This is a genomic window from Bradyrhizobium sp. Unk1, from assembly GCF_059512345.1.
Genome location: NZ_JCAMOP010000011.1, coordinates 60348 through 74932 on the forward strand (window position 1 = coordinate 60348; position 14585 = coordinate 74932).

Genomic DNA, 14585 nt, shown 5'->3' on the forward strand with positions numbered 1-14585 from the left:
CCTAATAGCCGCGACTGCGATCGACGCGCCCCGGCAGATCTTCGCCGCGGCGGTGGCGGGCGATGACGTCGAGCACGAAATCGACGGCCGTATCAGGCGTCGTCATGCTGGCATTGTGCGGCGTCAGCAGGATGCGCGGGTGGCTCCAGAACGGATGGCCCGCCGGCAGCGGCTCGGGATCGGCGACGTCGAGCACCGCACCGGACAGCGCGCCGCTGTCGAGCGCCGCGAGAAAATCGGCTTGGACGAGATGCGGGCCACGCCCGACATTGACGAGCCCTGCTCCGCGCGGCAGGCGCGCGAACAGATCGGCATTGAGGATGCCGCGGGTCTCGTCTGTCAGCGGCAGCAGGCAGACGAGGATGTCGGCCTGCGCGAGAAACTCTGGCAACGTGTCGGTACCGGCGTAACAGGTGACGCCTTCAATCTCGCGCGGCGAACGATTCCAGCCGAGAAGCGGGAAGTCGAACGTCTTGAGCCGGTCGAGTACGGCCTGGCCGAGCTGGCCCAGCCCCATCACGCCGACACGACGACGTTTGGCCGGCGTGATCCGGATCTCGCGCCAGACCTGTTCCCTCTGCTGGCCGACGAAGTGCAGGAGATCGCGATGCAGGGCGAGCACGGCCATGGTGACGTATTCCACCATGGTCTCGGCGATGCCGGGCTCCAGCATGCGGACGAGCGGAATGTGCGCCGGAACTTTCGTGGCATCGAACTGATCCACGCCCGCACCGACCGAAAAGACCAGCTCGAGATTGGGAAAGGTCGTCGCGATGTCATCCGGCGGCACCCAGGCCACGAGATAGCGCACCTCGGCGGGATCGCCGATGTCGGGCCAGAGCCGGAACGGCACATCGGGCGCGCGCTCGGCGAAGAAGCTCGCCCATTCGGCGCCGCGAACCATGTTGGCCTTGTAGAGAACCGTCATGCCGCCAGCACTCTCAGAACGGGCTGACCGGCGCGAGACGCCGGCCGTCAATCATGCGCTTGTGGCTGTAGGCCGCGGGATCGACCAGCGGCGTCGCGCCGGTCACGATGTCGGCGGCGAGCTTGCCGGCGGCGGGGCCGATGCCAAAACCGTGGCCGGAGAAGCCGGTCGCGAGGAAGAAGCCGGGCAAGGCATCGACCGGCGAGATCACGGGAATGGTGTCCGGCGTGCAGTCGATAGTGCCGCCCCAGGCTTCCGCGATCTCGATGTCCTTCAGCTCCGGGTTCGCCTTGATCAGCGAGACCAGCGCCGCATTCACCAGCGACATGTCGGGCTCGGGATCGCGCACACGCTCGGTCTCGAACGGCGACGGCTTGTCAAAACTCCAGCTCGTACCGCGCACGATCTGGTCGAAGAACGACTTGCCGAACGAGAGCTTCAGCCCGTTCTTGCGATGCAGATAGGTCGGCCAGAAGGTGCGCGCGTAGCGGAACAGGTCGGGCGACAGCTCGACCGTGCCGCGGTTGCGCAGGGCCAGCGTGAAGCCGCCGTCGAGACGGCGGCGGATGCAGTAGAGATCGGTGCCGAGCGCGCCGGACGTGATCTCCGGCGCTGGCGTGGTCCGGCATGCGGTGGCGTTGACGAGGCCGATCGGCAGCTCGATGCCGTGGCGGCGGCAGAACAGCGACGACCAGGCGCCGCCCGATAGCAGCACCGCCTGCGTGCGAATGGTGCCCTTCTCGGTGACGACGGCGCTGACCTTTCCGCCAGTCGTCTCCAGCCCGCGCGCGGCGCAGCCCTGATGGATGGTGACGCCATGCTTTCGCGCGGCCGTCGCCAGCGCAGGCACGGCCATCGACGGCTCGGCGCGTCCGTCGCTCGGCGTGTGCAGGCCGCCGACCCACTTGTCGGTATTGCCTGGCATGCGCTCGGCGACCTCGGCCGGCGTCAGCACGGTCGAGTGGACCTGCATCTCGCGCGCAGTTGCGGCCCATCGCTCCCAGCTGGCCAGCTCGTCCTTGCTCTTGGTCAGGAACAGCACGCCGGTGCGGCGGAAGCCGGCATCGACACCGGCGTCGTTCTGCATGTCCTCCCACAGCCGGAGCGCCTCGCGGGCCAGTGGGATCTCCTCGCGGGCGCGGCCCTGCTGGCGGCACCAGCCCCAATTGCGGCTCGACTGCTCGCCGCCGACATGGCCTTTCTCGACGAGGGCAACGGAGAGACCCTTCTTCGCCAGATGATAGGCCGCGGACACGCCGATGACGCCACCGCCGATGACCACGACGTCCGCCTGCGCCGGCAGGCGTTCGTCGCTGTTTATACGGGTGAGCGGCGGGGACATGGGACACTCCAGCTATTCAGTTCGATCGACGCAAGTCGGCTCGGGGGCAGGCTCATCATGGGATATTCATTCGCGGGTCGAGCGCGTCGCGCAGACCGTCGCCGAGGAAATTGAAGCTCGTCACCGCGAGCGTGATGGCGACGCCCGGCGCGATCGCGAGCCACGGCGAGCTGGTGAGGTAGATCTGCGCGTTGTTGAGCATGTTGCCCCAGCTCGCGGCCGGCGGCTGGATGCCGTAGCCGAGATAGCTGACATAGGATTCGAGCAGGATCGCCTTGGCGACGTTCAGCGTCGCCGCCACCACGATCGGCGCGATCGCGTTGGGCACGAGCTCGCGGAACATGATGCGCAGGTTCGACGAGCCGAAGGCGAGCGCAGCAACCGCGAATTCGCGTTCGCGCAGCGAGCGCACCTGGGCTTCGACAACGCGGGCCACGGCCATCCAGGCGGTGGCCGCGATCAGCACGGTGGTGGTGACGGGGCCCGGCTCGGTGAGCGCCGCCAGCGCGAGCAGCAGGAAGATCGTCGGAAAGCACAGCACGGCGTCGACGAGCCGCATCAAGACCGCGCCGACCACGCCGCCATAGAAGCCGGCGAAAGCACCGACGACGACGCCGACCGCCATCGCGATCACCATCGCGACGATGCCGATCGAGAGCGAGACCCGCCCACCCATCATCAGCCGCGCCAGCACGTCGCGGCCGAGCTCGTCGGTGCCGAGGATGTGCGCGCCGGACAACGGCGGCGCGAACCGCTTCATGATGTCGATATAGGTGTCGTCGAACGGCAGCAGATAAGGACCCAACGCCGAGCCGAGCACGAGAACGAGAATGATGACAGCACCGGCGAGCGCAAGCCGGTGCCGGCGGAAGCGCCGCCATGCGGCCTGGCCGGGCGCGAGCTGAACGGTCGAGAGGGTCGCAGCCGTCATCCCTAGCCCACCCGGATGCGCGGATCGACGACGGCGTAGAGGATGTCGGCGACCAGCGAGCCGATCAGCACCATCGTCGCCGAGAACATCAGGATGCCCATCACCACGGGATAGTCGCGGTAGCCGATGGAATCCAGGAACAGCCGGCCCATGCCGGGCCAGGTGAACACGGTCTCGGCGACCAGCGCACCGCCGAGCAGCGTCGGAAACTGCAGACCCGCGACCGTGATCATCGGCAGTAGCGCGTTGCGTAGCGCGTGCACGGTGAGGATGCGCCATTCCGGCATGCCCTTGGCGCGCGCGGTGCGGATGTAATCCTGATTGATCACCTCGAGCATGGAGGAGCGCATGAAGCGGCCCCACATCGCGGTCTCGACCAGTGCCAGCACCAGCGCCGGCGCGATCAGATGATGCAGCAGGTCGAGGAAGGAGCCATCGCCGACGGTTTGGCGATTGCCGGCCGGCAGCCAGCCGAGCTTCACGGAGAACAAATAGATGGTGACGAGACCGAACCAGAAGGTCGGGATCGACAGCGCGATCATGGCGCCGACGGTGGCGAGCGAATCGAACAGCGAATAGCGGCGCAGCGCGCCCAGCACGCCGATCCAGCAGCCGAGCAAAACCGCGATGATCGTCGCCGTAGCCATCAGCTCCAACGTGGCGCCGAGATGGGAGGAGATCACCGACAGCACCGCCTCGCCGTCGCGATAGGACTTGCCCCAATCGCCTTTCAGCATGCGGCCGAACCAGTCGAGATACTGGATCGGCAACGGGCGATCGAGGCCGAGCTGCCTGGTGACGCGGTCGAGGTCCTCCTGCGTCATCTGCGCGGACGCCGCGTATTGCGACAACGGACCGCCGGGCGCCAGATGCAGGATGGCAAACCCGATCGCGGAGACGATCACCAGCAGCATGATCGCCTGCGCCAGGCGGTTGACGACGTAACGGGCCATCTCAGGCGATCCAGCGAGCCTGAGGCATCAGGCCCAGTACCATTCGCGGATGTTCCAGCAGTTGATGGAGGTGTTGATGTTGGGACGGAAGCCTTGCAGCCCCTCTTTCACGCCCTCGGCGATAAAACCCTGGAACAGCGGCAGGATGGCGAGGTCGTTGCGGATCAGCTTCTGCAGATCGCCATAGGTCGTCTTGCGCTGGGCGAGATCGAACTGTCTGGCGCCCTCGGCAAGCAGACGATCGGCCTCGGCGCTGTTGTACTGATAGGTGTTGAAGCCACGGCCGCCCTTGGCAGGGATAGCTCCGGAGCCGAAGCGCGGCGTCACGTCGGGGTCGCTGCCGAGCATGAAGTTCACGGACACCAGCACCGAATTGAACTTCGACTGCTGCCAGAAATCGCCCCAGATCACGGCGGCGGGCATGTTGTTGACGCGCATCGCCGCGCCGATCGCGCGCCAGTCCTGGATCAGGAGTTGCTGGGTCTGCTCGCGCACCGCATTGCCCGACGTGGTCGAGTTGGTGAATTCGAGCTTGACCCCACCCTTCTCGCGGATGCCGCCGGAGCCGCGGGTCCAACCGGCAGCGTCGAGCAGCGCGTTGGCCTTGGCCGGATCGTATTTGTGCTGCGGCAGGCCCTGCCGGAACGACCAGGCCTGCTGCGGCACGAAGCTCTCGGTCTGCGTCGGCAGGCCGTAGTTCAGCGCATCGATGATCGCCTGCTTGTTGATGGCAAGATAAAGCGCCTCGCGCACCGCGCGATCGGCGAAGGGGCCGAATTCGAGGTTCGGCGCGACGTGCTCCACCGATGACGTCGCGGAGACGAAGATCTTGCGGCCCTTCAGCGTCTTCGCCTCCTGCACGAAGTTCGGCAAGATGCCTTGCAGGCCGGTGTAGTCGACCTGCCCCGTGCGGAACTGGGTGTAGAGCACGGTGAGATCGGGAATGTATTTGAAGACCACGCGTTCGACATAAGGTCCCTTGCCGTGATAGCCGGCATGGGCATTCAATTGAATGTGGTCGCCGGGCACGCGCTCGCCCCAGCGGAACGGCCCGGTGCCGACAGGCGCGTTGTGGAACGGCGAGGAGTTCGGATCCGACAGCTTCTCCAGGATGTGCTTCGGCACGATGAAGGTGAGCGACAGGATCGACATGTAGGGCGAATAGGGAGCCTCCATCCGCCAGTGGATCTCGTCGGGCGCGACGACCTTGATGTCCTTGACGAGGTTGTGGCCGACGCGGTTGCGGACGCGGAAGTCGGGATTGTTGATCAGGTCCAGCGAGAACTTGACGTCCTCGGCCGTGAACGGCGTGCCGTCGTGCCATTTCACGTCGCTGCGCAGCTTGATCTTCCAGGTCAGACCATCGGCCGACAGGCCGCCATTCTCGACGGTCGGGACTTCGCGCGCGAGGTCGGGGACGAACTTGCCGTCGGGCTCGATGAACCAGAGCGGCGAGAACACCTGCCACCAGATGCCCTGATCGACCTCGATCCCCGGCATCAGCGGATGAAAGACGGTCGGCTCCTGCGACAGCGCCGCGATCACCTGCCCGCGCGGCTTGTCCGGCGGATTGGTCGGGCGTTCCGTTTGCGCGAACGCGTTGCCTGCAAGGGTCCATCCCGCCGCAGCGCCCGCGCCGAGTTGGAAGAATTGTCGGCGATTTGGAATGCCGAGATGATGCAGCCCGCCAACGCCGAACTTGCCGGTGCTGTCTGCCATGACCAGTCTCCGTTCCCGCACGCGGCACCGTCTCCCGCGCCCCCGAGACCCGGCAAAGGGACAGGAGTGGGCTTTAGTGCTTCTAAATTTTTCAGTCAAAAGTTCATCATGACTAAATACAGCTGTCAATCACATTGCTAGGATGCGCGACCTTTTCACGCCGCCGGCCATTCCGGCGGCGAGGCAATGCATGGGAGAGCGACATGGATGGTCGCGGCGAGACCAACGGCCCGAAGGACGCCCCGGCGATCGAGGCTGACGATGCGGTCGACCAGCGACTCGGCGAAACCGTGCGGCTGCTGCGGCAGCGCGCCGGCCTCTCGATCCAGGACGTCGCCACCAAGACCGGGCTCTCCAATGGGATGATCAGCCAGCTCGAACGCGCGCGCGCCATGCCGTCGATACGGACGCTGCGCCTGCTCAGCATCGCGCTCGACGTTCCCATCTCCTATTTCTTCGAGACCACCGATCCCGCCGATGTGCAGCGCTACATCGTGCGCAAGAACTCTAGGCGCCTGCTGCGGCTCACCGCCAGCGGCGTCGTCAAGGAAGCGCTGACGCCCGCAGACAAGGGCCAGCTCGAACTCTATGAGCTCACGCTCAATCCCGGCGCCTCGTCCGGCACCGACTTCTTGCAGCACACCGGCGAGAAGGCCGGCTACATCCTGTCCGGCAGCCTGCGGCTGTGGCTCGACAACCAGGCTCATCTGCTCGAGGCCGGCGACAGTTTCCGTTTTCCGAGCATCGTGCCGCACATGTTCGACAACCCGACCCAGCAGGCCGCGCGTGTGATCTGGGTCACGACGCTCCGCCAGACCGATTCGCCGGCAGGTTGAGCGCGAGGAACGCCGGCGCCCCGCCGGAAATTGCCCCTCGACGCAGGCTCGCGGAGCCTGTAGCTGACGTGAAGCCGGAGCAATCTACAGCGCGAACGCGAGGGTCCCGCGATTGACGTCGTTGGTGTGAGACCATGAAACTCAGACCGCTTCTGACACTCGCGATGGCCGCGCAGGTCGCCGTGACCGCCGCGGCCCTCCTCGCCTCTTATGCCGCGACCGGGACCGGGTTCGGCTTTGCCCAGGTCGTCGCCTTGCTGGCAAGCGGCGCCGTTGCGGTGCTGCTCGCACGGCTGTGCACGCGCGCGATCGAAATGGCGCAGGACAAACGCGCCGCCGCGCAACTGGCCGAGCAGGCCCAGGCCGGCGCGCAGATGACCCAGGCCGTCATCAAGACCGCACTCGACGCCTTCGTTCAGACCGATGCGAACGGCATCGTCCTGGAGTGGAGTGTCCAGGCCGAGGCCCTGACCGGATGGACGCGCAAGGAGGCGCTCGGCGCCGATGTCGTCAACCTCCTCATCGCCGAGCCGCTCCGCGACGGCTTCAGGCAACGCATGATGCGGCTTTTGCCGGAACTGTCGGATACGCCAATCGGCATCCGGTTCGAAGCGACGCTGCTGCACCGGAACGGCGACCAGATCCTGATCGAGGCGTCGAGCACGGCGCTCGAGCTCGGCGGGCGCACCATCATCAACAATTTCGTCAAGGACGTCACCCAGAAGCGCGCGGCCGAGGAGCAGCTGATCCAGGCCCAGAAGATGGAGGCGGTCGGCCAGCTCACCGGCGGCATCGCTCACGAATTCAACAACATGCTCACCGTGATCACGGGCACGATCGAGATCCCCGCCGACGCCGTGAAGGACAACCCGCCGCTTGCGACCATCACCAAGCTGATCAGCGAGGCGGCCGATCGCGGCGCCGCGCTGACGTCGAGCCTGTTGTCCTTTGCCCGCAAGCAGGCGCTCCAGCCGGCCGAGATCGACGTCAACGAACTGCTCGAAGAGGTGGCAAAGCTGCTGCTGGCGACCTTCGACAAGAAGATCGAGATCGTGTCCAGGCTTGACCGCAACGTCTGGCTGGCTTTCGCCGACCGCGGCCAATTGAGCGCGGCGCTGCTCAACCTCGCGATCAACGCCCGCGACGCGATGCTGGACGGCGGCAAGCTCACGCTGACGACGCGCAACGTGGTGTTCGGCGTGCGCGAGGCCGTCGCGGTGGGCGCCGGCTACGCCGGTGACTATGTCGAGATCGAGATCGCCGATACCGGCACGGGTATTCCGCAAGCCATTCTCGAACGCATCTTCGATCCGTTCTTCTCGACCAAGGATGTCGGCAAGGGCACCGGGCTCGGTCTCAGCATGGTGTTCGGTTTCGTCAAGCAGTCCGGCGGCGGCATCAAGGTCACGTCCGAAGAAGGCCGCGGCACGATTTTCACGATCTACCTGCCGAAAGCCGAGACCAGCACGCTCCGTCCGGCCGGCTATGACGAGCGCAAGGTCGTGGGCGGCACGGAAATAATCCTTTGCGTCGAGGACGATCGCGACGTCCGCCAATATGTCACCGTCCAGCTCGAAAGCCTCGGCTACAAGGTCATCTCCGCCGGTAACGCGACCGAAGCGCTCGCCATCGTGGCCGAAGGAACGCCGTTCGATCTGCTCTTCACCGACATCGTGATGGCCGGCGGCGTCAATGGACGCGAGCTCGCCGAGCAGATGGTGGCTGCGCGGCCCTCGCTGCGGGTGCTGTTCACGTCGGGTTATGCCTACGATTCCCTGCACGCGCAGGGACGCGCCACCATGGGCGCGCCGCTGCTGGCAAAGCCGTACCGGAAAGCCGAGCTCGCGCGCATGCTGCGCCGCTCCCTCGACACCGCCGTCGACGCCGCGGGCGATCCGATCCCGACGCCGTACTCGGTGCAGGCGGATGTCGAAGGCTTTTTGCGGAGGCAAGCGGCTGAAGACAGCGGCACGACGCGATCGCGAAAATAGATGCCCGCCGCCTAGCTCATCCTTCGCCGCAGCGTTGCCGACGGCGTCTCGCCGAATTTTTCGCGGTAGGCACCAGCCATGCGGCCGAGATGGGTGAAGCCGAGATCAAAGGCGATCTCGGTGATGGAGACATCCGGCGAAGCCTGCGCCAGCCGGGCGTGCAGAGCAGCGAGGCGCATGCCGAGCAGCATCTCCGAGATCGATACGCCGAAGTGGCGGCGGAAGCCGAGCTGGAGCGCGCGGACGCCGATCCCGGACGCGCAGGCGAGCTGCGCGAGGTCGAGCGGCTCACCGGCATTTTCCGCAAGATGGTCCCGCGCGGCGCGGAGCGCACGCGGCAGACGCTCGGCCTGCCCCGAAAACCTCCTGATGGCATCCGACAGGTCATGCCGCTGGCCATTGAGGAGATGATCGAGCAGCACCTCGCGCCAATCGGCCATCGCGACCGATGAAAGCCTGCCGGACGGCCCGAGACGCTCGGCAAGCCGCATCAGTTCGGCAAGGCTGGTCCGCAACGCCTGCCCCGCCGGTGCGTCCAGGTCGATCGCGGCATTAAACTCGACTGTGCCGGCCGCCCTGCCCGACAGCGACGCAGCGCGTTGCTCGATCATGCGACGGTCGAGCAGCAGGATCGCCTGGGCACAGTCGCTCCACATCATCCGGGTCGGAATGGTCGGCGACAGCAGCGATGCCGTGCGGCCCGGCGCGGCATCGATTTCGCTGACGCCGGCACGAATGCGGGCGGTGCCGGTGAGCGGGACCTGCACCAGGAAGAAGCGCTCGAGGCAGCCGGGATCGATGCTCACCGACCCGCCATAGGCCACATAGTTGATGGAGAAGCCGTCGAACGCCGCGCAATTGTGCCGGGCGGAGAAGCCGGGCCCGCGCGGCCGTGCCGGCTCGAGGTCGTGCGGGCAGAAGATGCGTCCGATCTGCTCTGCCGCTTCGTCGACATCGTCCGTGGTGACGCGGGCGAAGTCCGCAAGCCGTTCGGCTTCGGACCGCCGCGTGATCATTTCCAGCTCGGCTGCGGACATCGTCGACAACGCTTCGGGCCACGGATTTGCTTTAAGCCTATAATAGTTCCCGGGACGCGGAAAGAGCCGCGCCGCAAAATCGTCGTGCTGCATGGCAACAGCCGCATCCGGATTCGTTTAGCGGATAGACAGCGACCGTCGACGGGCCGAAGCTCCATCCTCGCCGGAATCCATGAGGAGCGAGCCATGACTGCACTCGAAAAGACTGCACTCGAAAAGGGCATAACCGCCGTTGGCACGGGCTATGGTGGCAAGAGCTGGAACATCCTGGGCCAGGTCTATTTTCCCAAGGCTGTCACAGATTCCACCTTCGCGTTCGAGACCAACAGCGAGCCCGGCCAGTTCGTGCCCGTGCACATCCATCCGACCCAGGACGAGTTCATCCTGGTGCAGGAAGGCACGCTCGACCTCAAGCTCGACGGCCAATGGGTCAAGGCCCATGCCGGGGATCTCGTGCGCATGCCGCGCGGCATCCCGCACGGCTATTTCAACAAGTCCGACAAGCCGTGCCGCGCGCTGTTCTGGGTCTCGCCGATGCAGAAGCTGGAGGCGCTGTTCAACCAGCTCCACAATCTGACCGACCCCGCCGAGGTCGTGCGCATCTCGGCGCTGCACGAGGTCGACTTCCTGCCGCCCGAGGCCAACGACTAGGCAGCGGCCTCCCGACCACTTCATCTGCTTGCAGGTCCGCCGGCCGCGCATTGCGGCCGAACGTGGCCGCTTGCGCCCGAAACACATTGATTGCGAGGAATCCCATGGTCAGCCCCAAGCATGTCTGCGTGATCGGCGCCGGCGTCTCCGGCCTCGCCGCCGCAAAGGCGTTTTCCAGCCACGGCCACCGCGTCACCATCGTCGAGCGCAGTGCCGATCTCGGCGGCGTCTGGGAGCCGGCGCGCTCCTATCCTGACGTCCAGACCCAGAGCCCGAAGGAACTCTACCGCTACACCGATCGCGCCATGCCGGACAGTTATCCGGAATGGCCCACCGGGCCGCAGGTCCATGCCTATCTCTGCGACTATGCGAAAAACTTTGGCCTCGACCACATGCTGCGCCTCAACACTGGGGTCGCGGGCATGGCGCGCCGCGCCGACGGCAAACCGGGCTGGACGCTCGCGTTGTCGAACAAGAACGGCACGACGAATGAAGATTTCGATTTCGTCGCGGTCTGCACCGGGCAGTTCAACGAGCCGCGCGAGCTGCATTGCCCGGGCGAGGACGGCTTTCTGGCGCAGGGTGGCCAGATCCTGCACTCGTCGACATACAGCGATCCGACGCTGGCGAAAGGACGCCGCGTCGTCGTGCTCGGCGGCTCGAAGTCCGCGACCGACATCGCGGTGAACGCGGTGAAATCGGGCGCGCGCGAGGTCACCATCGTGATGCGCGAGCCGGTGTGGCGCATTCCGTATTTCATCGGCGGGCTCGTGAACTTCAAGCGCATCCTCTACATCCGCGCGCAGGAGGAGATGTTTCCGGGCTGGGGCGCGAGCTCCATGGCACGGCTCGCGCACCGCATCGCCGCGCCGCTGATCTGGGCGAACTGGCGCGGACTGGAGAGCCTGTTGAAGGCACAGCTCAAGCTGAACCGGTGCAAGATGGTGCCGAAGGAGCGGATCGAGGACGGCGTCAACTGCTCGGTGCCGATCGCAACGCCGGGCTTTTACCCGATGGTCGCCGACGGCCGCATCAAGGCGGTGTTCGGCAGCTTCGATCACTATGAAGGCGACGGCATCGTGATGAGCGGTGGCGAGCGCGTCGCGGCCGACGTCGCCGTGCTCGCGATCGGCTACAAGCTCGGCGTGCCGTTCCTGCCCGCGGCCTATCGGCAGAAACTTGTCGATGCGGATGGGCAGTACCGGCTCTACCGCCTGATCGCCAACCCTGATCTGCCGGAGATGGGCTTCGTCGGCTTCAACTCGTCGTTCTGCACCGTGCTCTGCGCCGATCTCGCGGCAAACTGGCTGGTGCGCTATGCCGACGGCCAGCTCGCGAACCAGCCGACGGCACAAGCGATGCGCGACAATGTCGAGATGATGCTGCACTTCAAGCGCGTCGAACGGCCGGCTGCCGGCGTCTATGGCGGCCTCTGCGTCGCGCCTTATCACTACCGCCATTTCGACGAGCTCATGGCCGATATCGGCGCCAGGAACCAGAAGCGCGGCGGGCTTGCGGGGCACTTCCAGCCGCCGGATGCGGGTGCCTATGCGAAATTCCTGGCGACGGCGCCGGAGTACCGGGCCACAGCGTAAGGTCGGAGAACCCGGGCTGGGCGCGATTTGCAACTCGCCAGTCCGCGCGTTTGATGTTTACGATCCCGTGACCGACGAATCTCCGGCACATGGGAACCCGCCATGGGACGACGATGTCACGCCGCCACAGCCCTGGCGGTGCTTGGGCTGATCCTCACGACGTTCACGGTCAGCCAGGCACAAACGCTTAACGCAAAGCAATCCGAGGCGCTCGCCACCTACGATCGCGCGCTCGGCGATTTCAAATCCATCCTTGCCAAGCGGCGCCGACAGATCGAGGCGAAGGAGCCGTTGCCGAACCTGCCGGGACAGGCGCTCTATCTGGCACGCGTCGCTGTCATCAGTGCTTACAAGGATCTCACCGACGCCATGCCGTCGCGAATCGGCAAGCCCAACAAGTTCGAGATACCACCGGCCTATTTCGACGCCGACATCGAGCCGCTGATCGACGAATATTCAAAGCTGTTCGACGTCATGGAGGCGCCGCCGGCCGGCGCGCAGAACTCGGCGACGCCGTTCAAGGACGTCGTCGATCTCGCCACAGCGATCGCGCGCGCCAAGGGGCTTGCAGCGGCTCACGCCGAGGCTGCGGGCCGCATCAGCCTCGGGCTGTTCTTTGCGGAGACCAATGGCAAGCAGAATGTCCGCAACGGGCGTTCGAACACCTATATGGGCAGCTTCCAGACCGGCCCGTCCGAGGACCGCAACGGCCGCAGGAAATGGGAGGCCATCAAGGGCGACATCGTGGCGGCCAACCCCGAGCTCAGCGCGCGCGATGACAAGGAAGAGGCACGCGCCCGCGGCACGGACTATCGCTTCAACCACTGGACCAACGTGCGCGACGGCCTGATGAACGCACATGCGGAGGTCTTCCGGGAGATTCCGGGAATCGTGAAGACGCTTCCCGACCCGATCGACCAGATGAAGCTGTTCGAACTGATCCAGATCGTGCCGACCCCGACGCGGTCCGCGCTCAAATCAGGCGATCTGCTGAACTACAGGGTGTCCAGCCCGACCATCATGAAGCACCTGCGCAACAACAGCATCTTCGCGTTCGGACAGGCCGACCGGGCGCGGACCTCGGCCAGCTTCCGCGAGATTCTCGGTGCGATGTGGCTGTTCAACCGGAAGTTCGAGCGCGCGATGGTGAAATATTCGGAGCTGAAGATACGCTGAGGGATCGGTTGTCGCCGTCCTGGACACTGCAGGCTGTCACGCCCATACCTCCGCGCCCCGCGGCACGCAGAGAGAACGGCTTAGTTTTCCGCCTTGTAGCCGTCCGTCAGCGTCTTCAGGAACGCGATGATGTCGGCTTCGTCCTGCTCCGTCATCGCCGGCTTGTCGCCGGGGTGGCGATCGAAGGGAGGATCGGTGACGTCGACATTGGCATGATATTTTTGCGGCAGGTCGTCGTATTTCCGCACCGTGCCGTCGGCGGCGCGCGGAAAGACCTTTTCCGGATTGGTGTCGCGGAAATTGTAGAAGTCCAGCACCTGCTCGAGGGTGCTGAAGACGCCGTTGTGGAAGAAGGCGTGGCGCGTCGCCGTGTTGCGTAGCGTCGGCGTCAGGAACATGCCGCAATATTGCATCTGCTCGGGAATGTCGGTGCGCTGCGGGCCGCAGACGCCGAGATCGAAATGATTAGGATCGCGATTGCCGGCGAGCGCTGCATTGCGTGGGGCGCCGAGCGCCTCGTATTGGTGATCGGTGAACAGCGGCGGCAGGCCGTCGCGCGTCGGCGCCGAGGTGTGACAGCCGGCGCAATTGGCCTTGTCAGGGTCGTTGAACATCTGCAGGCCGCGCAGCTCGCTTTCGGACAGTCGCGCCTTGCCCTCGAGCCAGTGGTCGTACTTGCTGGTGTAGGGATGGAAGCTGACTTCCTCCACCTGATAGCGCGCCACCGCGAACATCGCCTCCGCGATCAGGAGCCGCTGATTTCTGAGCACGCCGGCGCCGAACAGCTCGACGAAGCGATTGGCGTAAGGCGCACGGCGCAGCTTGTCCGCGATGATCTCGGCACTGCCGCCGTCCATCTCGTTGGGGTCGAGCAGCGGGAACAGCGCCTGGTCCTGGAGCGTGTCGGCGCGGCCGTCCCAGAACAGACCGCCTTGCGGCACGATGTTCGCCGACGCGCCGCTGCCGCCGGCCGTCTTCGTCGTGCGCGCGGCCTGCTGGCCGATCGCAGCCATCTGCGCGAGGTCGATGACGTTGTCGTCGTCGCCCTTGTCGGGGCCGATGCTGAAATTCGGATGGCGATCGAGATAGGTCAGCGACGGCACCGCGCGTGCGCCTTGCCGCGACAGGGCGGCGCCGCCGAGCATCACCGGTCCGTCGTTGGGCGGACCGTAGGCGTGATCCGGGCTGTGGCAGGACGCGCAGGACAGCGCGCCGGACGACGACAGCGACGCGTCGTAGAAGATCTCCTTGCCGAGCTGCGCCATCGCGGACAACGGCGCGACGGGCGGACGCATGAGACGAACCGGATTCGGGTTCGCGCCGAGCTGGTTCGTCTCCGCAAGTCCTTGCGTCCCGGCCGCAAAGACGGCGCCGGCCAGACAAAGCAGGCCGGCGCCGAGGAGCCACATGGTGCGGCTGTTCATCA

12 protein-coding genes are annotated in these 14585 nt (G+C 65.8%); 5 read left to right on the forward strand and 7 right to left on the reverse strand.

Annotated elements, in window-relative coordinates:
• Position 1: 1 nt before the first annotated feature.
• Genes AC5ZFO_RS15900 through AC5ZFO_RS15920 form a run of 5 tightly spaced genes read right to left on the reverse strand, consistent with a single transcriptional unit; the run spans position 2 to position 5873 of the window.
• Positions 2-928 carry a 2-hydroxyacid dehydrogenase gene (locus AC5ZFO_RS15900; protein WP_282522877.1) on the reverse strand — a complete coding sequence of 309 codons (927 nt, stop codon included), beginning with the start codon at positions 926-928 and terminating at the stop codon, positions 2-4.
• A gap of 13 nt (positions 929-941) precedes the next feature.
• Positions 942-2270 (reverse strand): NAD(P)/FAD-dependent oxidoreductase, encoded by a 1329-nt coding sequence (locus AC5ZFO_RS15905; RefSeq protein ID WP_282522878.1) that lies wholly within the window; start codon positions 2268-2270, stop codon positions 942-944.
• 55 nt (positions 2271-2325) lie between these two features.
• Complete coding sequence (locus tag AC5ZFO_RS15910; protein ID WP_496122222.1) at positions 2326-3201, reverse strand: ABC transporter permease; 876 nt, start codon at positions 3199-3201, stop codon at positions 2326-2328.
• Positions 3202-3203: 2 nt separating this feature from the next.
• Positions 3204-4154, reverse strand: a complete 951-nt coding sequence (locus AC5ZFO_RS15915; RefSeq protein WP_282522880.1) for an ABC transporter permease — start codon at positions 4152-4154, stop codon at positions 3204-3206.
• A 27-nt stretch (positions 4155-4181) separates the two neighbouring features.
• Positions 4182-5873, reverse strand: a complete 1692-nt coding sequence (locus tag AC5ZFO_RS15920) for a peptide ABC transporter substrate-binding protein (RefSeq protein WP_282522881.1) — start codon at positions 5871-5873, stop codon at positions 4182-4184.
• 203 nt (positions 5874-6076) lie between these two features.
• Here AC5ZFO_RS15920 and AC5ZFO_RS15925 point away from each other — a divergent pair, with 203 nt between their 5' ends.
• Positions 6077-6709, forward strand: a complete 633-nt coding sequence (locus AC5ZFO_RS15925; RefSeq protein ID WP_282522882.1) for a cupin domain-containing protein — start codon at positions 6077-6079, stop codon at positions 6707-6709.
• A 134-nt stretch (positions 6710-6843) separates the two neighbouring features.
• The gene (locus tag AC5ZFO_RS15930) at positions 6844-8700 is read left to right on the forward strand and encodes an ATP-binding protein (protein WP_496122223.1); all 1857 of its coding nucleotides are present in this window, start codon (positions 6844-6846) and stop codon (positions 8698-8700) included.
• An 11-nt stretch (positions 8701-8711) separates the two neighbouring features.
• Here the strand turns inward: AC5ZFO_RS15930 and AC5ZFO_RS15935 are convergent, their stop codons facing one another.
• Positions 8712-9737 carry an AraC family transcriptional regulator gene (locus tag AC5ZFO_RS15935; RefSeq protein ID WP_282522884.1) on the reverse strand — a complete coding sequence of 342 codons (1026 nt, stop codon included), beginning with the start codon at positions 9735-9737 and terminating at the stop codon, positions 8712-8714.
• 186 nt (positions 9738-9923) lie between these two features.
• Between AC5ZFO_RS15935 and AC5ZFO_RS15940 the strand changes: the two genes are divergently transcribed.
• From AC5ZFO_RS15940 to AC5ZFO_RS15950, 3 genes are all read left to right on the forward strand, one after another.
• A complete protein-coding gene (locus AC5ZFO_RS15940; RefSeq protein ID WP_282522885.1) occupies positions 9924-10388 on the forward strand; it encodes a cupin domain-containing protein in 465 nt (154 codons plus the stop codon).
• Positions 10389-10474: 86 nt separating this feature from the next.
• Positions 10475-11983 (forward strand): flavin-containing monooxygenase, encoded by a 1509-nt coding sequence (locus AC5ZFO_RS15945; protein WP_368860675.1) that lies wholly within the window; start codon positions 10475-10477, stop codon positions 11981-11983.
• Between the two features lie 102 nt (positions 11984-12085).
• Positions 12086-13159 (forward strand): hypothetical protein, encoded by a 1074-nt coding sequence (locus tag AC5ZFO_RS15950; protein WP_282522887.1) that lies wholly within the window; start codon positions 12086-12088, stop codon positions 13157-13159.
• Between the two features lie 80 nt (positions 13160-13239).
• Here AC5ZFO_RS15950 and AC5ZFO_RS15955 read toward each other — a convergent pair whose 3' ends face one another.
• The gene (locus AC5ZFO_RS15955; RefSeq protein WP_496122224.1) at positions 13240-14583 is read right to left on the reverse strand and encodes a cytochrome-c peroxidase; all 1344 of its coding nucleotides are present in this window, start codon (positions 14581-14583) and stop codon (positions 13240-13242) included.
• Between the last annotated feature and the right edge of the window lie 2 nt (positions 14584-14585).

Bases quoted from the DNA above. Each gene is read 5' to 3' on its own strand.
- AC5ZFO_RS15910 (WP_496122222.1), bottom strand. From the start codon at position 3,201: ATGACGGCTGCGACCCTCTCGACCGTTCAGCTCGCGCCCGGCCAGGCC.
- AC5ZFO_RS15900 (WP_282522877.1), bottom strand. From the start codon at position 928: ATGACGGTTCTCTACAAGGCCAACATGGTTCGCGGCGCCGAATGGGCG.
- AC5ZFO_RS15905 (WP_282522878.1), bottom strand. From the start codon at position 2,270: ATGTCCCCGCCGCTCACCCGTATAAACAGCGACGAACGCCTGCCGGCG.
- AC5ZFO_RS15915 (WP_282522880.1), bottom strand. From the start codon at position 4,154: ATGGCCCGTTACGTCGTCAACCGCCTGGCGCAGGCGATCATGCTGCTG.
- AC5ZFO_RS15950 (WP_282522887.1), top strand. From the start codon at position 12,086: ATGGGACGACGATGTCACGCCGCCACAGCCCTGGCGGTGCTTGGGCTG.
- AC5ZFO_RS15955 (WP_496122224.1), bottom strand. From the start codon at position 14,583: ATGAACAGCCGCACCATGTGGCTCCTCGGCGCCGGCCTGCTTTGTCTG.
- AC5ZFO_RS15920 (WP_282522881.1), bottom strand. From the start codon at position 5,873: ATGGCAGACAGCACCGGCAAGTTCGGCGTTGGCGGGCTGCATCATCTC.
- AC5ZFO_RS15940 (WP_282522885.1), top strand. From the start codon at position 9,924: ATGACTGCACTCGAAAAGACTGCACTCGAAAAGGGCATAACCGCCGTT.
- AC5ZFO_RS15935 (WP_282522884.1), bottom strand. From the start codon at position 9,737: ATGTCCGCAGCCGAGCTGGAAATGATCACGCGGCGGTCCGAAGCCGAA.
- AC5ZFO_RS15925 (WP_282522882.1), top strand. From the start codon at position 6,077: ATGGATGGTCGCGGCGAGACCAACGGCCCGAAGGACGCCCCGGCGATC.
- AC5ZFO_RS15930 (WP_496122223.1), top strand. From the start codon at position 6,844: ATGAAACTCAGACCGCTTCTGACACTCGCGATGGCCGCGCAGGTCGCC.